23 protein-coding genes, 1 tRNA gene and 1 pseudogene are annotated in these 22174 nt (G+C 62.8%); 8 read left to right on the forward strand and 17 right to left on the reverse strand.

Features of this window, described 5'->3' with window-relative positions; translation table 11 throughout:
- Positions 1–217: pseudogene (locus RAC97_RS17980) on the forward strand (hypothetical protein); the annotation flags it as partial.
- A 98-nt stretch (positions 218–315) separates the two neighbouring features.
- Here RAC97_RS17980 and RAC97_RS17985 read toward each other — a convergent pair.
- The 5 genes from RAC97_RS17985 to RAC97_RS18005 all read right to left on the reverse strand — a co-directional run bounded on the left by RAC97_RS17985 (position 316) and on the right by RAC97_RS18005 (position 4824).
- Positions 316–1749: an aldehyde dehydrogenase family protein gene (locus RAC97_RS17985; protein ID WP_375100910.1), complete on the reverse strand. Its 1434-nt coding sequence runs from the start codon at positions 1747–1749 to the stop codon at positions 316–318.
- Positions 1750–1762: 13 nt separating this feature from the next.
- The gene (locus RAC97_RS17990; RefSeq protein ID WP_375100909.1) at positions 1763–3262 is read right to left on the reverse strand and encodes a purine-cytosine permease family protein; all 1500 of its coding nucleotides are present in this window, start codon (positions 3260–3262) and stop codon (positions 1763–1765) included.
- 69 nt (positions 3263–3331) lie between these two features.
- On the reverse strand, positions 3332–3721 hold the full coding sequence (locus RAC97_RS17995) for a nuclear transport factor 2 family protein (RefSeq protein WP_375100908.1): 390 nt from the start codon (positions 3719–3721) through the stop codon (positions 3332–3334).
- 183 nt (positions 3722–3904) lie between these two features.
- On the reverse strand, positions 3905–4432 hold the full coding sequence (locus tag RAC97_RS18000) for an RES family NAD+ phosphorylase (protein ID WP_375100907.1): 528 nt from the start codon (positions 4430–4432) through the stop codon (positions 3905–3907).
- Positions 4429–4824 (reverse strand): DUF2384 domain-containing protein, encoded by a 396-nt coding sequence (locus RAC97_RS18005; protein WP_375100906.1) that lies wholly within the window; start codon positions 4822–4824, stop codon positions 4429–4431. The genes RAC97_RS18000 and RAC97_RS18005 overlap by 4 nt, the downstream gene beginning before the upstream one ends.
- Before the next feature lie 379 nt (positions 4825–5203).
- Here RAC97_RS18005 and RAC97_RS18010 point away from each other — a divergent pair, with 379 nt between their 5' ends.
- The 3 genes from RAC97_RS18010 (at position 5204) to RAC97_RS18020 (ending at position 9701) form a co-directional block, all read left to right on the forward strand.
- On the forward strand, positions 5204–5602 hold the full coding sequence (locus tag RAC97_RS18010) for a transketolase (protein ID WP_375100905.1): 399 nt from the start codon (positions 5204–5206) through the stop codon (positions 5600–5602).
- Positions 5603–5644: 42 nt separating this feature from the next.
- Positions 5645–8353, forward strand: a complete 2709-nt coding sequence (gene mdeB / locus RAC97_RS18015; RefSeq protein ID WP_375100904.1) for an alpha-ketoglutarate dehydrogenase — start codon at positions 5645–5647, stop codon at positions 8351–8353.
- A 103-nt stretch (positions 8354–8456) separates the two neighbouring features.
- Entirely contained in the window at positions 8457–9701 is a 1245-nt protein-coding gene (locus RAC97_RS18020) for a dihydrolipoyllysine-residue acetyltransferase (RefSeq protein WP_375100903.1), read from the forward strand.
- Between the two features lie 13 nt (positions 9702–9714).
- Here RAC97_RS18020 and RAC97_RS18025 read toward each other — a convergent pair whose 3' ends face one another.
- Positions 9715–10224 carry an Lrp/AsnC family transcriptional regulator gene (locus tag RAC97_RS18025; protein ID WP_375100902.1) on the reverse strand — a complete coding sequence of 170 codons (510 nt, stop codon included), beginning with the start codon at positions 10222–10224 and terminating at the stop codon, positions 9715–9717.
- Between the two features lie 180 nt (positions 10225–10404).
- Between RAC97_RS18025 and RAC97_RS18030 the strand changes: the two genes are divergently transcribed.
- The gene (locus RAC97_RS18030) at positions 10405–11421 is read left to right on the forward strand and encodes a 1-aminocyclopropane-1-carboxylate deaminase (RefSeq protein ID WP_375100901.1); all 1017 of its coding nucleotides are present in this window, start codon (positions 10405–10407) and stop codon (positions 11419–11421) included.
- A 98-nt stretch (positions 11422–11519) separates the two neighbouring features.
- Here RAC97_RS18030 and RAC97_RS18035 read toward each other — a convergent pair whose 3' ends face one another.
- From RAC97_RS18035 to RAC97_RS18045, 3 genes are all read right to left on the reverse strand, one after another.
- On the reverse strand, positions 11520–11993 hold the full coding sequence (locus tag RAC97_RS18035; RefSeq protein ID WP_375100900.1) for a DoxX family protein: 474 nt from the start codon (positions 11991–11993) through the stop codon (positions 11520–11522).
- 233 nt (positions 11994–12226) lie between these two features.
- A complete protein-coding gene (gene dmeF / locus RAC97_RS18040) occupies positions 12227–13180 on the reverse strand; it encodes a CDF family Co(II)/Ni(II) efflux transporter DmeF (RefSeq protein WP_375100899.1) in 954 nt (317 codons plus the stop codon).
- Positions 13177–13452, reverse strand: coding sequence for a metal/formaldehyde-sensitive transcriptional repressor (locus RAC97_RS18045; protein ID WP_375100898.1), 276 nt, complete (start codon positions 13450–13452; stop codon positions 13177–13179). Before RAC97_RS18045 ends, dmeF begins: the two co-directional genes overlap by 4 nt.
- A gap of 345 nt (positions 13453–13797) precedes the next feature.
- On the opposite strand from RAC97_RS18045, the gene RAC97_RS18050 reads away from it, so the two are divergent.
- From RAC97_RS18050 to RAC97_RS18060, 3 genes are all read left to right on the forward strand, one after another.
- Positions 13798–14535: an SDR family oxidoreductase gene (locus RAC97_RS18050; protein WP_375100897.1), complete on the forward strand. Its 738-nt coding sequence runs from the start codon at positions 13798–13800 to the stop codon at positions 14533–14535.
- 27 nt (positions 14536–14562) lie between these two features.
- Complete coding sequence (locus RAC97_RS18055) at positions 14563–14817, forward strand: Atu4866 domain-containing protein (RefSeq protein WP_375100896.1); 255 nt, start codon at positions 14563–14565, stop codon at positions 14815–14817.
- Between the two features lie 207 nt (positions 14818–15024).
- A complete protein-coding gene (locus RAC97_RS18060) occupies positions 15025–15927 on the forward strand; it encodes a helix-turn-helix domain-containing protein (RefSeq protein ID WP_375100895.1) in 903 nt (300 codons plus the stop codon).
- A gap of 19 nt (positions 15928–15946) precedes the next feature.
- Here RAC97_RS18060 and RAC97_RS18065 read toward each other — a convergent pair whose 3' ends face one another.
- The 8 genes from RAC97_RS18065 to lolB form a co-directional block, all read right to left on the reverse strand.
- Complete coding sequence (locus tag RAC97_RS18065) at positions 15947–16708, reverse strand: SDR family NAD(P)-dependent oxidoreductase (protein WP_375100913.1); 762 nt, start codon at positions 16706–16708, stop codon at positions 15947–15949.
- A 390-nt stretch (positions 16709–17098) separates the two neighbouring features.
- Positions 17099–18199, reverse strand: a complete 1101-nt coding sequence (gene ychF, locus RAC97_RS18070; protein WP_375100894.1) for a redox-regulated ATPase YchF — start codon at positions 18197–18199, stop codon at positions 17099–17101.
- Positions 18200–18221: 22 nt separating this feature from the next.
- Positions 18222–18806 carry an aminoacyl-tRNA hydrolase gene (gene pth, locus RAC97_RS18075; protein WP_375100893.1) on the reverse strand — a complete coding sequence of 195 codons (585 nt, stop codon included), beginning with the start codon at positions 18804–18806 and terminating at the stop codon, positions 18222–18224.
- A gap of 80 nt (positions 18807–18886) precedes the next feature.
- Positions 18887–19486 (reverse strand): 50S ribosomal protein L25/general stress protein Ctc, encoded by a 600-nt coding sequence (locus RAC97_RS18080; protein WP_065863363.1) that lies wholly within the window; start codon positions 19484–19486, stop codon positions 18887–18889.
- A gap of 122 nt (positions 19487–19608) precedes the next feature.
- Positions 19609–20550, reverse strand: a complete 942-nt coding sequence (locus RAC97_RS18085) for a ribose-phosphate pyrophosphokinase (protein WP_029614333.1) — start codon at positions 20548–20550, stop codon at positions 19609–19611.
- Positions 20551–20597: 47 nt separating this feature from the next.
- Positions 20598–20672 (reverse strand) — tRNA-Gln (locus tag RAC97_RS18090).
- Positions 20673–20691: 19 nt separating this feature from the next.
- Entirely contained in the window at positions 20692–21552 is an 861-nt protein-coding gene (gene ispE / locus RAC97_RS18095; RefSeq protein ID WP_375100892.1) for a 4-(cytidine 5'-diphospho)-2-C-methyl-D-erythritol kinase, read from the reverse strand.
- Between the two features lie 4 nt (positions 21553–21556).
- Positions 21557–22174: a lipoprotein insertase outer membrane protein LolB gene (gene lolB, locus RAC97_RS18100; protein WP_375100891.1), complete on the reverse strand. Its 618-nt coding sequence runs from the start codon at positions 22172–22174 to the stop codon at positions 21557–21559.

Genomic DNA, 22174 nt, shown 5'->3' on the forward strand with positions numbered 1-22174 from the left:
CGCCGAAGGCGGCTTCGAACGGACTCCGGCTGGCCAACGTGTCGCCGAAGGCGGCTTCGAACGTACCCCGGCTGGCCAACGCGTCGCCGAAGGGGGTTCCGACCGCACCCCGGCTGGCCAGCGTGTCGCCGAAGGTGGCTTTGAACGCACTCCTGCCGGCCAGCGTGTCGCCGAAGGTGGCGCAGACCGTCTGCGGGAAATCCAGCAACGCGCTTGAGCCCCGACGCTAGCCCCACAACGAAACAGCCCCGGCAAATGCCGGGGCTGTTTCGTTACGCCAGAAGATGCCGATCGGGTACTGCCGAAGAGATGAACTCACGCCAGGCAACGCGTCACATGTTTCACCGACTGGTACGCCGACAACCCCCAAGGCCCCAGCTCCCGACCGATGCCGCTGCCCTTGGTGCCACCCCAGGACGTTTCAACGAACACTGCCTGCACCGAGTTGATCCACACATGCCCCACCTCCAGCTCATCGGCCACGCGTTCTGCGCGGTCGAGGTCGGCGCTGCACACCGTGGCGACCAGGCCGAAGCGGCTGTCGTTGGCCTGGGCGATGGCGTCCGCTTCAGTTGCAAAACGTCGGGCGCACAGCACCGGGCCGAAGATTTCCTCGCTCCACAGACGGCTGTGCTCAGGCACATCCACATACAGCGTCGGTGCGACGAACCAGCCATCGCGCTCCAGTGCCTCGCCGCCCGCCAGGCACCGCAAGCCTTCCTCACGCGCGGTGGCGAAGTAGCTCGCTACCTTCAGCCACTGCGCCTGGCTGGTCAGGGGCCCCATGGCCACGTCATCTTCGACCAGCGGGTTGCCTACGCGCAGTTGCCCCAGCGCTGCTTGCAGGCGTGGTAGCAACACATCGGCAATACCGTCCTGTACCAGCAGGCGCGAGGTCGCCGAGCACATCTGCCCGGCGTTCCAGGTAATGCCGGCGACGATCCACTGCACCGCCTGGTCAGGGTCGCAGTCGTCGAACACCACGATCGCCGACTTGCCGCCCAGCTCCAGGGTCACCGGTCGGCACTGCGCCGAGGCGCTGCGCATCACCTGGCTGCCGACAATGTTGCTGCCGGTGAACGACAGCTTGTCCAGGCCGCTGTGGCTGCTCAATGCCGCGCCGGTCTCGGCCTTGCCGTTGACGATGTTAAGTACCCCCGCAGGCAGGCCCAGCGTATCGGCGATCTCGCCATAGGCCTGCTCGACCAGGGGGGTGACCTCGGAGGGCTTGAGCACCACGGTGCAACCGGCAGCCAGGGCTGGGGCGAGTTTCCAGGCGCTGGTCACCAGGGGGAAATTCCACGGCACGATCAGGCCCACCACGCCTACTGGCTCCAGGCGCGTACGGGCGCTGAAGCCGGGCGCGGCCAGGGGCACGTCGCGGTTTTTCTGCGGGAGTTGTTCGGCGAGTTCGGCGTAGTAGGCGAAGGTGGCGATGGCGTCGTCCAGATCGATCTCGGCTTCGTGTCGAGGTTTACCGTTGTTGCGCATCTGCACAGCGATCAGCGCTTCGCGGCGCTTGCCGAGCTGTTCGGCGAAGCCACGCAGCAAGGTGGCACGTTCGCCAGGAGCGGTGGCCTTCCAGGCCGGCAGGGCCGCGCGTGCGGCGCGCACGGCCTGATCGACCTGGGCGCTGCTGGCCGATAGCAGTTCGGCGAACGGCAACCCCAGGGACGGGTCGCTGACCGTGATGCAGTCGCTGCCTTGGCCTTCGACCCAGTGGCCGTCGATGTAGTGAGGTGTGGTCATGGTCGGTATCCGGTCAGGCCATTTCGGCGGTGGTCACAGGCGTCGTCGGCACGCTTTTGCAGCGTACCCAGCGCGGGCCTTTCGGGCCGTAGACGCCAGCGGGTTCAGGGAACAGGTTGAGCAGGGTCAGGTACAGCACGGCGGCGATGCCGAGGGTCAGCGGCAGGCTCAGGTCGATGCCGCCCGCCAGCTCGCCAAGGGGGCCGACGAATTGCCCCGGCAGATTGACGAAGCACAGGCCCACGGCGGCGCTGGGGATCCACGCGCCCATGCCGCGCCAGTTCCAGCCGTGCAGGAACCAGTAATGGCCGCCGCGTTCGCCGCGGGTGAACACCTGCAGGTCGTCGGCGTGGTAGAAGCCGCGGCGGGTGATCAGGCCGAGGATCATGATGATCATCCAGGGGCTGGTGCAGGTGATGATCAGCACGGCGAAGGTCGACACGCTCTGCACCAGGTTGAAGGCGAAGCGGCCAATGAAGATGAAAGCGATGGCCAGGACGCCGATCAGCAAGGTAGCCCCGGCGCGGCTGAGCAGGCGCGGGAACACGCTGGACATGTCCAGGCCTGTGCCATATAGCGCGGTGGTGCCGGTGGACATGCCGCCGATCACCGCGATCAGGCACACCGGCAGGAAGAACCAGCTGGGCGAGATTGCCAGCAGGCCGCCGACATAGTTGTTGGCGGCGATGTAGTCCGGCGCGTGGCTGGCCACCAGGGTGGCGGTGCACAGGCCGAACATGAACGGAATGAGGGTGGCGGCCTGGGCGGCGATCACCGCCAGCATGATGCGCGCCGTCGGTGTTTCACGCGGTATGTAGCGCGACCAGTCGCCGAGGAAGGCGCCGAACGATACCGGGTTGCTCATGGCCAGGATCGCCGCGCCCACGAACGCCGCCCAGAAACCTGCCTGGCCCAGGCTCACGCTGCCAGCGAAGCCCGCATCGAACGGCGCGGCGAAGGCGAAGATGCCCAGCAGGAACAGCAGGCTGGAAGCCCACACGGCGATCTTGTTGACCCACAGCATGAAGCGAAAGCCATAGATGCACACCACCAGCACCAGTATGGCGAACAGCCCGTAGGCCAGGCCCAGGGTCATATCGGTTTCCGGCAGGCCTGCCAGGCGCTTGGCGCCGCCGACCAGCGCATCGCCCGAGCTCCACACCGACAGCGAGAAGAACGCCACGGCGGTGAGCAACGACAGGAACGAGCCGACGATACGCCCGTGCACACCGAAGTGCGCGCCCGAGGACACCGCGTTGTTGGTGCCGTTGAGCGCGCCGAACAGGCCCATGGGCGCGAGGATCAGCGCGCCGACGGCGACCCCCAGCACGATAGCCCAGGCCCCGGCCTGGAACGACAGGCCGAAAAGCACCGGAAAACTGCCGAGCACGGCAGTGGCGAAGGTATTGGCGCCGCCGAAGATCAGGCGGAACAGGTCCAGCGGGGTGGCGTGGCGTTGGTCGTCGGGGATCTGTTCGACGCCATTGGTCTCGATACCGGTCGAGTGGCTCATGATGGGCTCCAGCGCGATTCGTTGTCGTTGTGGGTGCGATGGCAGTGCGGCAAGGCCGCGGTCGAAATATCAGGCTGGCGAGGCGACCGACAGGTGTTCGTGACAGGCCAGCCAGTGCTCGCCGGCACGGCGGAACACGATGGTTTCGCGTTCTTCCAGGGCGTGCTCTTCACCATTGATGCGCAGGCGTGTGGCCACGTCGTGCATGAAGATCGCCACCTCGCCTTGCACGCTCACCTGCGCGTTGCTCGACTGGCAGCCGAGCACCGCGAAACCCTCGGCCTGCCACTGCGCCCACAGCAGTTCGTAGGCGTGGCGAGACAGCAACGGCTGGGGCAGGGTGTGGAAGAGAAAGGTGGCGTCTTCGCTGAAGCAGGCGAAGTAACGAGCGCTGTCGTTGCTGGCGAAGGCAGCGACGAGGGCGGCGGCGGCCTGGCGCACTTGGAGGGTCTGGTCCACGGAAGTGGCCTCACGGTTATTGTGATTATGGTGAGGGGATTCTGGGCAGGGCGGGCGTTGGGAAAAATCGCTGGGGAGAAATAATCAGTTCAGGAATTTGTAAACCAAATGAGCGAGCGCGGAGGACTCTGCTGGAAGGGTTTGGCGAGGCCGATCAATTGGCCAACTGCCCAAGCGCAAGGGTTAGCGGCTGTGATTCCAGGAAGATTGATTGCTGGGCAGGTCACCGTGTGGGTCATTGACGACAAGGGTGCCGTGCACAGGCAACTGGTCGGTATAGATCACCAGGTTTCTACCGCCGGGATGGGCGAGGGAGCTGAAGAGAATGCCCGCATGGTTGCCCGCCAACGCCAGGTCGCCGATCAGCCAGCTGGGCGGTTCGACGCCTTCGTTGAAGCGAATTTTTCGCCAATCACAGAAAAAGTCTTTCCAGATGGGTGGCCAGCTCTCCTGGTAACCCGCTGTGAAGTCGAGCACACGGTTCAACGTAAGCGAGTAGCTCACCAGCAAGCCCGGGGGAAGAAACGGGCGCCCTTGCTGGAACTCGGCGACGGCTGTTTCGGGCTCAAGGGACAAGTAAAGCGCCTCGAGCCCTTTGCGATTGGCACGACCGCCCTGTATTGCGGCCCCTGCGCCGGAGGTAGGCGTAATGGCCCACTTCGGCGTGTGCATGCGGTAGCAGGGGAGGTTTTCGAGGTGGGTGAGTTTCATCCCTGGGCGCCGGCTTCCCAGGATTGCAAGAAGGCGACCAGCGCCTCGGTCCTGCCTTCGCTGACAACCTCCTCGGCCGTCTTGTAATCGAACACCGACAACGGCTCGTTCTTGAACCAGAAAATCGCCTTGGTCATGTCGGTGCCCATGTCGGTCACGGCACGCAGCACTCGAACCGCGTCGCGAATATAGGCCTGGATCTTTTCCGACTCAGGTGCGTTTCGCACGGTGTTGCGGTGCACGTGGGCGCGGGAAGCGAAAGTCTGCTGGTCCATCGCAAACACTTTCAGGAACCGCTCGGGGGAAAACATCACCCGGTTCGCCTCACGAAGCGACTCCATCAGGGCTTCGAAACTGGTGGGGCGGTTTTCCAATAGTGCATTGCTGGCCATTGATGACCTCCAGGCTGACAGGCGTCGTTTATGAGAACAATCCTCGCACAAAATGCGCACAAATCAAGCGCTGCTTTCAGCTTCTGCTGCGCATGGCCAACCGGAGCGGTGGATAGAAGCGCGGACCCGCACTGGCGAACTGGCCTGGCATACCGGAAGCCTCGATGAATATTTCGTTTTCCACCCCTTTCCCTAGGCAATTCGGAAACATTTACCTGAGAGCGCCGAATAATAGGTGTGAAATTCCTCCAGTCGCTGAGTATCGTTTTCCTACAGGTTCCGTGAGCGTAAACCCGAGCAGAGGGAGCAAGCGATGCTGGCGATTTCCAGGTTTGCAAGATGGCTGAAAGAGCCGTCGCGTGATGTCGCGGTGGTTATCGTGTCCAGCGCCGCGCTGGCAGAGGATGTCAGTCATGGCCTAGAGGGGGCCATCGCCAACTGGAACGAGGTCGCGCACTTGCGGGTGGAGGATATGGACGGCCTGCAAGCCAACTGGCTGGCGGCCTCCGGCAAACCAGCAAGCACCCTCGATACAAGCGAATGCCAGGCCAGCGAACTGCTGCGGGCAGTATCCAAGCGCTGTTTCCTGCTCGACCTTGAAAGCGCTGGCTCGGTGCGCCTGGCCTGGCTGGGGTCGGTGTGCGGGCACGAACTGCGCTGCCTGCAACTGGAACCCGCACTGCTTGCCGAGGGCGAGACGCAGGCCCAGGTAGCGCGGGTAGTGGACGTGGCCAGGTCACTGGTCAAGACGATTCTCGAAGAGCGCTTCGCGCCCTGAACCGATTTCCAACAACAAGAACACCGAGGTCGAGTCGCTGTCATGAGCAAGCAAGAAGTCGCCGGCCGTGTGGCCGAAGCGTTCCCAGTGGACGAAATCGATGCGGTCGAGCTCCAGGAATGGCGCGAGGCGTTGTTGTCATTGGTCGAGCACGATGGCCCCGAGCGGGCCAGGCAGGTGCTGGACATGCTGACGGTGCTCGCGCGGCGTGCACCGATCGACTGGCAGCCGCGCCACGGCACGCCCTACGTCAACAGCATCGGCGTGGACCAGCAGCCGGTCTTCCCTGGCGATCTGGCCATCGAGGAACGTTTGGCCTCGATCATGCGCTGGAACGCCCTGGCCATGGTGGTGCGGGCCAACCAGGCCTATGGCGAGCTGGGCGGCCACATCGCCAGCTACGCCAGCGCCGCCGACCTGTTCGAAGTGGGCTTCAACCACTTCTTCCGCGCCAGCGACCAGCCGGGCGGTTCGGACCTGGTGTTCTTCCAGCCGCACTCGGCGCCGGGCGTGTATGCCCGCGCCTTTCTCGAAGGGCGCCTTGAAGAGAGCAACCTGGAACACTACCGCCAGGAAATCAGCGCTCGCCGCGCCGGTGTGCAGGGCCTTTCCAGCTACCCACACCCCTGGCTGATGCCGGACTTCTGGCAGTTCCCGACCGGCTCCATGGGCATCGGCCCGATCAGCTCGATCTACCAGGCGCGCTTCATGCGCTACCTCGAGCACCGCGGCTTGCAGCAGACCGCTGGGCGGCGGGTATGGGGCGTGTTCGGCGATGGCGAGATGGACGAGCCGGAGAGCATGTCGGCGCTTACCCTGGCGGCCCGCGAACGGTTGGACAACCTAGTGTGGGTGGTCAACTGCAACCTGCAACGCCTGGACGGCCCGGTGCGCGGCAACGGTCGCATCATCGACGAACTGGAGGCGCTGTTCTGCGGTGCTGGCTGGCGGGTCATCAAGCTGGTGTGGGGTTCGGACTGGGACGGCCTGTTCGCCCGCGACGCCTCCGGCGAGCTGGTGCAGGCGTTGTCCGGCACCGTCGATGGCCAGTTCCAGACCTTCGCCGCCAAGGATGGCCGCTACAACCGCGAGCATTTCTTCGGCCAGAGCGAGGCCCTGGCGCGCCTGGCCCAAGGACTGACCGACGAGCAGATCGACCGCCTCAAGCGCGGCGGCCACGACATGGTGAAGATCCACGCCGCCTATGCCGCCGCCTTGGAAACCGATGGCCGACCCACCGTGGTGCTGGCGCAGACCAAGAAAGGCTACGGCATGGGCGAGGCCGGGCAGGGCAAGATGACCACCCACCAGCAGAAGAAGCTCGACCGCGAGGCGCTGATCGCCTTCCGCAACCGCTTCAACCTGCCGCTCAGCGACGAGCAGGTCGAAGCCCTTTCGTTCTACAAGCCTGCCGCTGACAGCCACGAGATGCGCTACCTGCACGCCCGTCGCCAGGCGCTTGGCGGCTACCTGCCTTCGCGTCCGCGCCACAGCGACACCCTGGCGGTGCCACCGCTGTCGGCCTATGGCGCTTTCGCCACCCAGGCCGAAGGCAAGGACATGTCCACCACCATGGCCTTTGTGCGCATGCTCGGCGGGTTGCTCAAGGACAAGACGCTCGGCCCGCGCGTGGTGCCCATCGTCGCCGACGAGGCGCGAACCTTTGGCATGGCCAACCTGTTCAAGCAGATCGGCATCTACTCCAGCGTTGGCCAGCAATACGAGCCCGAGGATATCGGCTCGATCCTCTGCTACCGCGAAGCGCTCGACGGGCAGATTCTCGAGGAAGGCATCAGCGAGGCCGGGGCCATCAGTTCGTGGGTGGCCGCGGCCACCAGCTACTCGGCCCATGGCCTGCCGATGCTGCCGTTCTACATCTACTACTCGATGTTCGGCTTCCAGCGTATCGGCGACCTGATCTGGGCGGCCGCCGACCAGCGCGCGCGCGGCTTCCTGCTGGGTGCCACGGCCGGGCGCACCACCCTGGGCGGCGAAGGCCTGCAACACCAGGACGGCCACAGCCTGCTGCTGGCGTCGACGGTGCCGAATTGCCGGGCGTACGATCCGGCCTTTGCCGGCGAGTTCGCGGTGATTCTCGACCACGGCATGCGTCGCATGCTCGAAGAACAGGAAGACGCGTTCTACTACGTCACCCTGATGAACGAGAACTACCCCCAGCCGAGCCTGCCCAGCGGCGTCGAAGACGACATCATTCGGGGCCTCTACCGCCTGGAAACGCATGCCCCGCAAGCGCCGAAAGGCCGGGTGCGGCTGCTCGGTTCGGGCACCATCCTGCGCGAAGTGCAGGCCGCCGCGCAGTGGCTGGCGCAGGACTGGAACGTGGCATGCGAAGTGTGGAGCGCCACCAGCTTCAGCGAGCTGGCCCGCGATGCCCGCGAGGTGGAGCGCTGGAACCGCCTGCACCCGCTGGAGCAGCCGCGTACCAGCCACCTGCGGCATTGCCTGCCACAGGGCGCTCCGGTGATCGCCGCGACCGACTACGTCAGTGCCTGGCCACACCTGGTGGCGCCTTACCTGCAGGACCGCTTCGTGGCCCTGGGCACCGATGGGTTCGGGCGTAGCGATAACCGTGAGCAACTGCGCGGCTTCTTCGAGGTGGACCGGCGCCAGATAGTGCTGGCGGCGTTGTCCAGCCTGGTGGTCGAAGGTGTGCTGCCAGCGCAGGTGTGCGCCGAGGCCATCACGCGCTACGCCATCGAGGTCGACGCGCCCGCGCCTTGGCGCTGCTAAGCCCATTGCCCAACTGACGGCGGGGTGTCCGCCGTCATTTTCTCCCTATGTTTTGTTCCGAACGGTTGCCCGCGCGGCGAGCCCGTTCGCATGGAGTAAAGCCATGAGCAGTTCCCAGGAAATTCGCGTGCCGGATATCGGCGATTACAAAGAAGTGGCAGTGATCGAGTTGCTGGTGGCGGCCGGTGAGTCGGTGAGCGATGGACAACCGTTGATCGTGGTCGAGACCGACAAGGCGGCCATGGAGATTCCTGCGCCATCGGCCGGGTTGCTGCGGGCGCTGAATGTGGTGGTGGGGGATCGGGTCAGCGAGGGCAGCCTGATCGGCCTGCTCGAAGGCACCGCCAGCGTGGCGCCTGTTTCCGAGCCACCGGCAGCGCCGATGCCGGAAGTCGCGCTGCCTGTGGCGACTGCGCCGCAGCGCGCCATCGTCAACAGCGAATTGCCGTTCGCCTCGCCCTCGGTGCGCAAGCTGGGGCGCGAATTGGGCGTCGGCCTTGCCGCGATTAAAGGCACCGGCCCGCGCGGGCGTATTACCAAGGGCGACGTGCATGCCCACGTGCATGCGCGGATGCTCGACCAGGCACCTGCGACCAGCCCGCGTAGCGGCATGCTGGAAGGGTTGCTGCCCTGGCCGCAGGTGGACTTCGCCCGCTTCGGCCCGGTGCAGCGCCAGCCGCTGTCGCGCATTCGCAAGCTCAGTGGCGCCAACCTGCACCGCAACTGGGTGACCATTCCCCACGTCACCAACCACGATGATGCCGACATCACCGAACTGGAGGCTTTCAGGCAACAGCTGAACCAGGACTACGCAGGGAAGGGCGCCAAGGTGACCCTGCTGGCGCTGCTGATGAAGGCTTGCAGTGTGGCGCTGGCAGAATTCCCTGGTTTCAACGCCAGCCTGGACGGCGATGAGCTGGTGCTGAAGGGGTACTGCCATATCGGCTTCGCCGCCGACACACCGCAGGGCTTGGTGGTGCCGGTGATTCGAGATGTCGACAAAAAGGGCGTGCTGGCTATCGCCAGGGAAATGGCCGAGCTGTCGGCCAAGGCGCGCGAGGGCAAGCTGGGCAGTGCCGAGATGAGCGGGGGATGTTTCACGATTTCGTCGTTGGGCGGGATCGGCGGCAGTTACTTCACGCCGATCATCAACGCGCCTGAGGTGGCCATCCTCGGGGTGGGCAAGAGCCGCACGGTGGTGGCCTGGGAAGCGGGTGGGCCGGTGCCAAGGTTGATGTTGCCGCTGAGCCTGAGCTGGGACCACCGGGTGATCGATGGTGCAGAGGCGGGGCGTTTCAATGCCTGCCTGGTGCGGTTGCTGGGCGACTATCGGCGGTTGTTGCTGTAACCCGCGCTGCGATCTAGAGCGGTATGCGCGTCGTCGACAGCACCTGGCGCAAGCCCATGAACGACCGTATCTGCCGCACCCCCGGCAGGTACAGCAACTGCTCTGCATGAAGCCGGTTGAAGCTGTTGCTGTCCTTGGTGCGCAGCAACATGAAGTAGTCGAACTCCCCGGTCACCACATGACACTCCATGCACCCGGAAACCTTCTGCGCGGCCGCCTCGAAAGCGGCGAAGGATTCCGGGGTGGAGCGGTCCAGCACTACCCCGATCAACACCACCATCCCTGCTTCCAGCGACTCGCTGTCGAGCAGCGCGACGATGCCCTTTATCAGGCCGGCCTGCTTCAGGCGTTCGACCCGCCGCAGGCAGGCCGGGGCGCTGAGCTTCACCTTGTCGGCCAGCGCCACGTTGGAGATCGAGGCGTCCTGCTGCAAGGTGCGCAGGATAGCGCGGTCGGTGCGGTCAAGCGTGATGGGCTCCAGGGGCTTCTGCTTGCCTGCGCCGCGTTCATTTGTTGCTTTCATGGTGTTTTATTCACAACAAAGACTTTTCCAAGGGTTTTACTGCGAATCAATAGTTCGTATTTGTCCAGAAACTTGCAACCCGAATTTTCGCGTTTTTTCTTAGCATGGAAGCCATCGAAGCACGCCGTCTCTTCCTTCGCCCCGGTGCTTGGATACCCCGAACAACAAGGAGCCCATGCCATGAACCTGAGTCGCTACAAACGTTACCCGCTGACCTTCGGCCCGTCGCCGATCACGCCGCTCAAGCGCCTGAGCGAGCACCTGGGTGGCAAGGTCGAGCTGTATGCCAAGCGCGAGGACTGCAACAGCGGCCTGGCCTTCGGCGGCAACAAGACCCGCAAGCTCGAGTACCTGATTCCCGAGGCCATCGAGCAGGGCTGCGACACCTTGGTGTCGATCGGCGGCATCCAGTCCAACCAGACCCGCCAGGTGGCTGCGGTAGCTGCGCACTTGGGCATGAAATGCGTGCTGGTGCAGGAGAACTGGGTGAATTATTCCGACGCGGTGTACGACCGCGTCGGCAATATCGAGATGTCGCGGATCATGGGGGCCGACGTGCGCCTGGACAGCGCGGGCTTCGATATCGGCATTCGCCCCAGCTGGGAGCAGGCCATGGCTGATGTCCGCGCGGCTGGCGGCAAGCCGTTCCCGATCCCGGCGGGTTGCTCCGAGCACCCCTACGGCGGGCTGGGCTTCGTCGGCTTCGCCGAGGAGGTGCGCCAGCAGGAGGCCGAGCTGGGCTTCAAGTTCGACTACATCGTGGTGTGTTCGGTGACCGGCAGTACCCAGGCCGGCATGGTGGTGGGCTTTGCCGCCGATGGTAGGGCGCAGCGGGTGATTGGCGTCGATGCCTCGGCCAAGCCGGAGCAGACCAAGGCGCAGATTTTGCGTATCGCCCGGCATACCGCAGAACTGGTTGACCTGGGTCGGGAAATCACTGAAGAGGATGTGGTGCTCGACACTCGCTTCGCCTACCCCGAGTACGGCCTGCCCAACGACGGCACGCTGGAAGCCATTCGCCTGTGCGGTCGTTTGGAGGGCGTGCTGACCGACCCGGTTTACGAGGGCAAGTCGATGCACGGGATGATCGAAATGGTCCGCCGCGGCGAATTCCCGGAAGGCTCCAAGGTGCTGTATGCCCACCTGGGCGGCGTACCTGCTCTGAACGCCTACAGCTTCCTGTTCCGCAATGGTTGATTGACCCGGGAGCCTCTAAGCGAGGTGCCCGGTTGCCGCAGGCTCGGTACTGCCCACAAGGCGTGTTCCGGGCCTGCGGTTTTTATTTTTTCCGCTGTTCAGACCGTGATCCTTGTCAGGCGGTCCAGCGACAGGCGCCCGCTGCCGCGCACGGCGATGTACAGCGCAAGGCCTGCGAGGACCACCGGGTACTCGATGCCGCGGTCGATCCAGGGCCAGGTCGGGCCGAGTGCGTAGCAGATCCCGAGCATTTCCACGGCCATGGCCAGGGCAATCGGGCGGCTGAGCAGGCCCAGCGTCAGCATCAGCGCGCCGAGGGTTTCCAGGAGCATGACCAGCATCGCCAGTTCCTCGGCGAAGGGCAGGCCCATGACATTGCCGATCAGGTTGATCGAACCGGCCATCGGGTCGGCCATCGAGCCGTGGCCTGTGCCAAGGAGCTTGGGCAGGCCGTGGGTCAGCATTACCAGGCCGAAGCCGCAGCGCAGCAGGACGTAGAGCCAGGGCTCGGCGTGGCTGTAGAGGCGTCCGAGGGAAGGAAACAGCAAACGTTCCGGTGTGTGATCTGCCATTGGTAGGCCTCGATAGGGGAAGCGTTACCCATGATGGCGGTTGGGCGACTTGGGATAAACCCAGGCTGGTTGGCTTGTCTGTTCCAAAATCTTCAACAATTTTGAAGTCGTGGCGGTAGGTTCGGGGTTGGCGATTCCGGCTGGATGAGCCCCACTCTTCACATTGTCGAGTTACTTGTGGGGCGGGACTTTCAGCGAGTGTGCGGGCAGCAACTGCGGCCCGCTCCTTCACCTCAGGCTTGGTGGACTTCGACGGTCAGGTGCCGTATTTCATGAACCGGCAGCAGTCGTTCACGAATGGTTGAGACGCGGGTGTCAGCTTGGCCGATAACGCTGACGATCGCTGCGTGAGCGTCGGGCCCGACACGCCAGACATGCAGATCGCAGATACGGACGTCACCCGGCTGCTCAATGAACGCGCGGATTTCCTGCGCGACGTGATCATCGGTTTTGTCCAAAAGCACACCGGCGGTCACTTTCATCAGGTTCCATGACCAACGACCGATTACCAAAGCGCCTACGATACCCATCACCGGGTCGAGCCAGACCCAACCCAGGTACTTGCCCGCCAGCAGGGCGACGATGGCGAGAACCGAAGTCAATGCATCGGCGAGGACATGCACATAGGCTGATCGCAGATTGTTATCGCCGGTGCTGTGTCCGTGGCTGTGTCCATGATCATGGTCATGGTCATGGTCGTGGTGGTGATCATGGTGGTGCCCGTGCCCCAGCAACAACGCACTCACGATGTTCACCAGCAAGCCAACGACGGCGATTGCGATGGCCGTGCCGAATTGCACTTCGTTGGGTTGCATCAAGCGCACGACCGACTCAGCACCCACTCCCAGGGCAACAAGCCCCAGGATCAACGCCGAGGCGAACCCACCCAGGTCACCGACCTTGCCGGTACCAAAACTGAACCGTGAATTGGTGGCGTGCCGCTTTGCGTATGCATAGGCGGCTGCGGCAATGCCGAGCGCACCGGCGTGCGTGGCCATGTGGAAACCGTCGGCCAGTAGAGCCATCGATCCGGTGATGTAGCCGGCGGCAATTTCACCCACCATCATCACAACGGTCAGCAAGACCACCCAGAGCGTGCGCTTCGCATTCTCTTCGTGGGAGGCGCCGAGAAAATCATGGTCGTGGAGCGTTGTCGTCGTATTCATTGCTTGGGTGTCCGAGGTCATTTTGAGTAGCGCTGGATTGCTTCCAGCAGTTCCTCCACTCCCTTGCTGCGCTCTTCGTCAGTGAGCGAAGGAGCAGCCACATGCGCCCTGGCGTGATCCCTGATGATCTCGTCCAGCAGTCCATTCATCGCTCCACGTGTCGAGGCCACCAGGAGCAGGGTCTTGGCGCAGTCCTCATCTTCCTCAAGCGCTTTTTCAATGGCGTGCACCTGCCCGGCAATGCGTTTGACGCGTTTGAGCAGCGCGTCCTTGTTCGATGTGAGATGGCCCATACCATACTCCCCCTAGGTATATTTGCGCGAAGATTGTCATACCCCACCCCCCCTATGCAAGGGCGCAGTATTCAGCGGGTGCTATTTGACGAAGCGCGCACCGACCGACAGACAGGCTTGAGCAAGGGCGATCGATCGGCCGGACGAATCCAAGCAAATGACCCAGTACGGGTGACCGCTACCTCGGGCTGTTCCAAGCCCGTCTCGGCCAGCGCATACCTCTCAAGCAGGATCGTGCATGTCGACCGCAGGAATGGCATAACCTAACCCGGCCCAGGCTTCTTACTCTTGCTTCACCACCTGCCTACCGGCGGTGGCCTTCAAGCAAGAAACAGGAGTGGAAAAATGCACGGCATCGAACAAAAAGTCATCGTGATCACTGGCGCCAGCAGTGGTATTGGCGAAGCAACCGCTCGCCTGCTGGCCAGTAAAGGCGCTCGCGTGGTGTTGGGTGCCCGCCGCACCGATCGGCTGGAAGCGCTGGCCAACGAGATTCGCTCAGCAGGTGGTGTCGCTGATGTACTGGCGCTGGACGTCACCAGCCTGAATGACATGCAGTCCTTCATCGACTTCGCTGTCCAGTTGCATGGCCGCGTCGATGTGCTCATCAACAACGCCGGCGTGATGCCGCTTTCGAAACTCGAAGCGCTCAAGGTCGATGAGTGGAACCGCATGATTGATGTCAACATTCGTGGCGTGCTGCACGGCATTGCCGCAACGCTGCCCCTCATGCAAGAACAACGCGCCGGCCAGATCATCAATATTGCCTCCATTGGCGCCTACGCTGTGAGCCCGACCGCTGCGGTGTACTGCGCTACCAAATATGCCGTACGGGCCATTTCCGAGGGTTTGCGCCAGGAGGTGGGAGGGGACATCCGGGTCACCGTCATTGCACCAGGCGTCACCGAGTCCGAGCTGGCCGAAAGCATTTCCGATGAGGGCGGGCGTGCCGAGATGCGTGAGTTCCGCAAGATCGCGATTCCAGCCTCGGCGATTGCCCGGGCGATCGCCTACGCCGTAGAACAGCCCGCGGATGTCGATGTCAGCGAACTGATCGTGCGTCCAACCGCAAGTCCATTCTGAATGTCCGGTCGACAGCGAGGAAATGCCATGGGTAAACCATTTGGAGATCAGGGCAAGTATGTTGGCATGTGGGTAACGGCTGACGGTCGCATTCGCCATGAGCTCTTGCCTGGCGGCCGCTATGACGAAGCCCGCGGGGGGCAACGAAGTGCCTACCAAGGTCGGTACTGGCTGGAGGGTGATCACATCGAGTATGTGGATGACACCGGCTTTACAGCCGACGGGGAGTTTCGCAGCAACGTGCTGTATCACGCAGGGATGGTTCTCTATCCCGAGCGTTGAAGCGCCGGCCGGAATGGAGACATTCCGGCTTTTTTAATCCCTTGCCTTTCAGAACTCGCGTCCATAGCGGGCGCTCTCACCTCTACCCGCGACCCCGCGAACGGCCTCACTGGCGACAGCCTGGGCTTGAACTCAAGCCCACCCCTGTGAGACCAATGCCCGAAATGGCTCGTTCGGGCCGGCTTACTCACTGAGGCGACGATTCTCATGGATGTTATAGAGCGGACTTCAGCCCACGGTCTGGAGGCTTACATCCGGGGCGAGCGGCTTGCCGCCTCTGACGTTCTGGCCGATCGGGATATGTTGGTGCAGATCTTCAACCGGGAACGTCAGGAAGACAGCGTTATCGTGCCCGCCGTAGCCGAGCCCTTGCTGGTGTGGATCATCTCGGGAAATGCTGCCGTCCAGGAGCGTGAGCTGGACGGCGACTGGCAATGTAGCCAGGTGTCCAAAGGTGATTTTTTCTTGACTACCTCGGCTCGGCCTTACGAGATGCGCTGGCGTGTGAACGGCGCAGAACCCTTCGAAGTCATGCATGTCTACCTCGGCATTCCGCTGTTGGAAAAAGCCATTCATGAAGTGCTGGGCGGCGCTGTGGAAGCGGTTCGACTACGTGAAGTCTCGGGTGGGCGTGACGATGGGTTGTCCGTCCTGCTGGAGCAAGTTCGCCTGGAGCTGACGGGGCACAGGGCTAGCCCTCTTTATCTTCAAGGCCTGGCCCAGTGCATCGCCATTCATCTCTCACGCAACTATCTGGACAGCGCAGCGGACGATATCGTGCGCCGCAACGCATTGCCCGCTTACAAGCTGCGCCGCGTGCAGTCGGCGATGGAAGCCAATCTGGCGGCGGAGTTCAACCTCGGGCACTTGGCCGAAATAGCCGGGATGAGTGAGTACCACTTCAGCCGGCTGTTCAAAAAAGCCGCTGGTTATTCGCCGTCGCAGTTCTTTATCAGGCTGAGGATGGCAAGAGCCCGGCAGCTGCTGGTCGAAACGGATCAGAGCGTGATCGATATAGGCTTGGAGGTCGGCTACAGCAGTCCAAGCCATTTTTCTCAGGTGTTCAAACGTGAGGTTGGCGTCACGCCCACTCAGTACCGCAAACAGTGAGTGGGCGCGCCAATCAGCCTTAACCGACCGGGACGCTCATGCCGCCATCGGCCATGACCACCGAACCGACGATGAAACTGGCGCGCTCGGAGGCCAGGAAAGAGACGATCTCGGCGATCTCTTCGGGGGCTGCAGCCCGACCGATCGGCGCGGACTTGCCATGTTCCTGCAGGAATCCACGACCGTCTTCCATGAAGTGGTTCAGGAGGTTGGTCACCACATCCCCTACGCCAATTGCATTGACCCGAATACCATGCTCGATCGCTTCCAGCGCTTGGGTGCGTGTCAACTGCGCCAGCGCGCCCTTGGAGGCGGTATAGGCCGCGATACCGGGGAAGGCGAAGTAGGACGCGTAAGAGGCAATGTTCACGATCGCGCCGCTCTTTTGCTTGATCATCGCCTTCATTGCCTCGCGGGAGTGAAGGAACGCACCGGTCACGTTGGTCTGCATCTGCCATTCCCACTCTTCGCGGGTCATTTCGATCAGGGGCTTGTACAGGATGCGACCGGCGTTATTGACCAGCACGTCAAGCTTGCCGAACTTCTCTACCGCCAGTGCCACTGCTTGCTCGGCAGAACCGTCAACGGTGATATCGGCGACGAAAGGAACCAGGCCAGGACGCTCGAGGGCATTGACTGCCGGTTCGATGTCCTCGGCGATGACTTTCGCACCACGAGCGTGAAGGAGTTCGGCGATGGCCCTACCGATGCCGCTAGCCGCGCCGGTCACCAGCACTACCTTGCCTGCCACTTCGTTTGGGGTTGGGGTGATGTCAGTCATTTCATGTCTCCAAGTCAGGAATGGGTTGTCGCTTTCGACGGGGCCAATTTCACGCTTTTCAACATTCAACGCTTTGGCGACCTTGCTCTGCCTATTGGAGTTTTGCTTCTTTGCGGCCAGACAGGTGCGGTCGACCGTCATGCTCTTTCCATCAGTTGCCCTGCGCCAAAGAGCGCCCATGCAGACAATGGCATCTATGCCGATGGCAAATGCGTAAGCTTAAATGACCCGCAGGGCGCACCCCAGCAACGTGGACGCGAATATTACCTTCAGGGACAGGGGCGAGGGGCAAGTGCAATTCTGCACGCAGGGCACCCCAGCCCTGCATGAGGAGGTTACAACCCCGCTACCTGCCCATAGGCTGGCACCGGGGATGTCAGTGGGTTCGTACTAGACGTTGAAGCGGAAGTGCATCACGTCGCCATCCTTGACGATGTAGTCCTTGCCTTCCAGGCGCCATTTGCCGGCTTCCTTGGCGCCGCTTTCACCCTTGAACTGGATGAAGTCGTTGTAGGCCACCACTTCGGCGCGGATGAAGCCTTTCTCGAAGTCGGTGTGGATCACGCCGGCTGCTTGTGGGGCGGTGGCGCCCACGCGGACGGTCCAGGCGCGCACTTCCTGTACGCCAGCGGTGAAGTAGGTCTGCAGGTTGAGCAGCTCGTAGCCGGCGCGGATCACGCGGTTCAGGCCAGGCTCTTCCAGGCCAAGTTCCTCAAGGAACATGTCCTTCTCTTCACCGTCTTCCAGCTCGGCAAGCTCGGCTTCGATCTTGTTGCACACCGGCACCACGACCGCGCCTTCTTCCTCGGCAATGGCCTTCACCACGTCCAGGTGCGGGTTGTTCTCGAAGCCGTCTTCGGCCACGTTGGCGATGTACATCACCGGCTTGCTGGTGAGCAGGTGGAAGCCGCGAATGACCGCCTTCTCGTCGTCGGCCATGTGCTTCATCAGGCTGCGCGCAGGCTTGCCCTCGGTGAAGTGCGGGATGAGCTTCTCGAGGATGGCTTTCTGCGCCAGGGCTTCCTTGTCGCCGCCCTTGGCGTTGCGGGCGACCTTCTGCAGCTGCTTCTCGCAGCTGTCGAGGTCGGCGAAGATCAGCTCGAGGTCGATGATCTCGATGTCACGCTTGGGGTCGACGCTGTTGGAAACGTGGATAACGTTCTCGTCTTCGAAGCAGCGCACCACGTGGGCGATTGCGTCGGTCTCGCGGATGTTGGCGAGGAACTTGTTGCCCAGGCCTTCGCCTTTCGATGCGCCGGCCACCAGACCTGCGATGTCGACGAATTCCATGGTGGTCGGCAGGATGCGGTTAGGCTTGACGATTTCCGCGAGCGCCGCCAGGCGCGCATCGGGCATCGGCACGATGCCGCTGTTCGGCTCGATGGTGCAGAAGGGGAAGTTCTCCGCCGCGATACCGGACTTGGTCAGGGCGTTGAACAGGGTGGACTTGCCGACGTTGGGCAGGCCGACGATGCCGCAATTGAAACCCATGGGTATTCCCCTCTCTAGGAAATCAGGCCTTCTGGCTGTGCAGTTCGCGCATCGCCTTGGCGAAGTCGCCAGCGAGTACATCCGGCAGCACGCCGAGGGCAAAATCGATGCTGGCGTCGAGCTTCTCCTGCTCGGCGCGCGGCGCGCGGCCCAGGACGAAGTTGGAGACCAGTTTGGCGTCGCCCGGGTGGCCAATGCCAAGCCGCAGGCGGTGGAAGTCGTTCTGGTTGCCGAGCTGCGCGATGATGTCGCGCAGGCCGTTGTGCCCACCATGGCCGCCGCCTTTCTTGAGCTTGGCGACGCCGGGGGGCAGGTCGAGTTCGTCGTGCGCCACCAGGATCGCTTCCGGCTTGATGCGGAAGAAATTGGCCAGGGCCGCCACGGCTTGGCCGCTGCGGTTCATGTAGGTGGTGGGGATGAGCAGGCGAACATCGTTGCCCTGATGGCTGAACTTTGCCGTCAGGCCGAAATACTTTTTGTCGGCGCAAAGCGAAACGCGCTGGGCGCTGGCAATACGCTCAACGAAAAGAGCCCCTGCGTTATGCCGGGTCTGTTCGTATTCGGGGCCGGGGTTACCCAGGCCGACGATCAACTGGATGGCGGTCACGTCAGGGGCTCTTTCCTTGGAGTTGGTGGGCTACAGTGCGCGCGGCACTGTAACCCGATCAACGCCGGCGTGCGAGTGGATTACTCGGCAGCGCCTTCTTCAGCAGCTTCGGCGGAAACGCGCGGAGCGTGAACGTTGGCAACAGCTTTGTCATCACCGTGGGCCAGAGCGACGAACTCTACGCCTTTCGGAGCTTTCAGGTCCGACAGGTGGATGATGGTGCCGATTTCGGCCTTGCTCAGGTCAACTTCGATGAACTCTGGCAGGTCCTTGGCTTCGCAGGACACTTCGATCTCGGACTCAACGTGGGAGATCTCGCCGCCTTTCTTGATCGGGGCTTCTTCACCAACGAAGTGAACCGGAACCTTGGCGGTCAGCTTCTGGCCAGCAACGACGCGAACGAAGTCGGCGTGCATGATGAAGCCTTTGGCTGGGTGGCGCTGCAGGGCCTTGACGATGACGTCTTGCTTGGTGCCGTCAACGTTCAGTTGCAGAACGTGGCTGAAGGCAGCTTCGTCTTCGAACAGCTTGGCGATTTCCTTGGCAACGATGGTCAGGGACTGGGCGTCCTTGTTGCCACCGTAGACAACGGCTGGGATGCTGGCGGAGTGACGCAGGCGGCGGCTCGCACCTTTCCCCAGGTCAGTACGCGCTTGGGCGTTCAGGGTGAAATCAGTCATTTTGCTTCTCCAAATTAGCCTCCCGAAAGGCGTTTGCGACCAGCGCCAGACGGGGATGGCAAAAAAGCCCCGCCCCAACGAAATGCTGGGGCGGGGCGCTTCATATCAACACGGGTTCCGCGTTAGCGGAACATCGCGCTGATCGATTCTTCATTGCTGATGCGGCGTACCGCCTCAGCGACAACCGGTGCGATATCCAGCTGGCGGATACGGTCACAGGCTTGAGCAGCGGCGGACAGCGGGATGGTGTTGGTCACCACCAGCTCGTCGAGCACCGACTTCTCGATGTTCTCGATTGCACGGCCCGACAGTACCGGATGCGTGCAATAGGCGTAGACCTTGGCAGCGCCGTGGTCTTTCAGGGCCTTGGCCGCGTGGCACAGGGTGCCGGCGGTGTCGACCATGTCGTCAACCAGGATGCAGGTGCGTCCTTCGACGTCGCCGATGATATGCATCACTTCGGAGTGGTTGGCCTTCTCGCGGCGTTTGTCGATGATACCCAGGTCGACGCCCAGGGACTTGGCGACAGCGCGTGCACGCACCACGCCACCGATGTCCGGGGAGACGATCATCAGGTTATCGAAACGCTGGTCTTCGATGTCGTCGACCAGTACGGGCGAACCGTAGATGTTGTCGACGGGGATATCGAAGAAACCCTGGATCTGGTCAGCGTGCAGGTCGACGGTGAGAACACGGTCGATACCCACGACAGTGAGCATGTCAGCGACGACTTTGGCGCTGATGGCTACACGTGCCGAACGCGGACGGCGGTCCTGGCGGGCGTATCCGAAGTAGGGAATCACGGCGGTGATTCGCGAAGCTGAGGAGCGGCGGAAGGCGTCGGCCATCACTACCAGTTCCATCAGGTTGTCGTTGGTCGGGGCGCAGGTCGGCTGAATGATAAACACGTCCTTACCACGGACGTTTTCATTAATCTCAGTGCTGATTTCGCCGTCGGAGAATTTACCGACAGAAACATCACCCAGTGGGATATGCAGCTGACGTACGACACGCCGAGCCAGATCGGGGTTGGCATTCCCCGTGAAGACCATCATCTTGGACACGCGCAGTACCTGAAGGCTGAGGGTAACCTGGATGAGTATAAGGAAAATGGCAGGGGCGGCTGGATTCGAACCAACGCATGGCAGGATCAAAACCTGCTGCCTTACCGCTTGGCGACGCCCCTGTATCTGTTGCTGCGAGCGCTAGGCACTCGACTTCTTGATCAGACTTTGCAGCTCACGATGCAACATCGAAATGTTGCTTCCCTTAGCCACAAACCCTGTATGGGTCGCTGAAAGAAGGGCCAGAACTCTACCAGCTTCGGCTTTGCTTGGGAAGGCCCCAAACACGCAACTTCCAGTGCCGGTCATTCGAGCCTTCGTATATTTACCCAGTGAATTCAACGCATTGCGAACTTCTGGGTAACGCTGCTCGACCACCGGTTGGCAGTCATTTCGACTGTTTCCCTCGGGAACGGGGCGCATCTTAAGGGGGAGGGAATCACGTGTCAACTCTGGATGCGAAAAAATTTCCGCTGTGCTGACAGACACTTGCGGCACCAGCACGACATACCAGGGCTCCTCGGGGTCGACCGGTTCGAGCAGTTCGCCGACACCCGAGGCGAAAGCCGCATGGCCGCGCACGAACACCGGCACGTCGGCACCGAGGGTCAGGCCCAGGGCGGCCAGGCGGTCTTCGCTCCAGTCCAGCTGCCAGAGGTGATGCAGCGCCAGCAGGGTGGTGGCGGCATCGGAACTGCCGCCACCGATACCGCCGCCCATGGGCAGCACCTTGTGCAGCCAGATGTCGGCGCCGAGGGCGGTGCCGGACTGCTCCTGCAGCTGGCGCGCTGCGCGCACGATCAGGTTGCTGTCGTGGGGCACGTCGGTCAGCTCGCTGTGCAGCTTGATCTGGCCGTCTTCCCGCAGGGCGAAGCTCAATTCGTCGCCGTGGTCGAGGAACTGGAACACGGTTTCCAGCTCGTGGTAGCCGTCGGGGCGACGGCCAATGATGTGCAGCCACAGGTTGAGCTTGGCGGGGGCGGGCAGGGTGAGCTTGTCCACGGGCTTAGTGGCCAAGCTGGCGCGGTTGCCAGTCCTTGACCACCAGGGTCACGTCGATGTTCTGGCCATGCAGCTTCAGGCGCTCGGGCAGCCAGTAGCCGTTCTGCTCGGTATAGCTCAGGTACTGCACCTGCCAGCCATCCTGGTTGAGGCTGGCCAGGCGGCTGTCGCCGTCCAGGGTCAGCTGGCTCTTGCTGTCGGGAGCGGGCAGGCCGCGCACCCACCAGACCAGATGCGACACCGGCAGTCGCCAGCCGAGCTGTTCTTCAAGCAGTGCCTCGGGATTGGCGGCCTCGAAGCGGCCCTGGTTGGCCACCTCCAGGACCACGCCGCCAGGGCGTCCGGTCAGGCGGGCGGCGCCGCGGCCCAGTGGGCCGGCCAGGCGGATGTCGTAGTAGTCCTGGCGTTGCAGCCAGAACAGCGTACCGCTGCCGGAATCGCGCGGCGCGCGAATGCCGACCTTGCCGTCGATCTGCCAGCCGTCGAGGCTGCTCAACCGCTCTTTATGGGCGCGCCACTGCTGTGGGTCGCCCTCGCCTTGCAGGGCTTCGCGGGTGCCGAAGCCGGCACAGCCGGCCAGCAGGGCAATCAGGGTGAAGGTGATGCAATGACGCAGGAACAT

It is taken from the genome of Pseudomonas sp. LS_2 (genome assembly GCF_042709235.1).
Lineage (GTDB): Bacteria > Pseudomonadota > Gammaproteobacteria > Pseudomonadales > Pseudomonadaceae > Aquipseudomonas.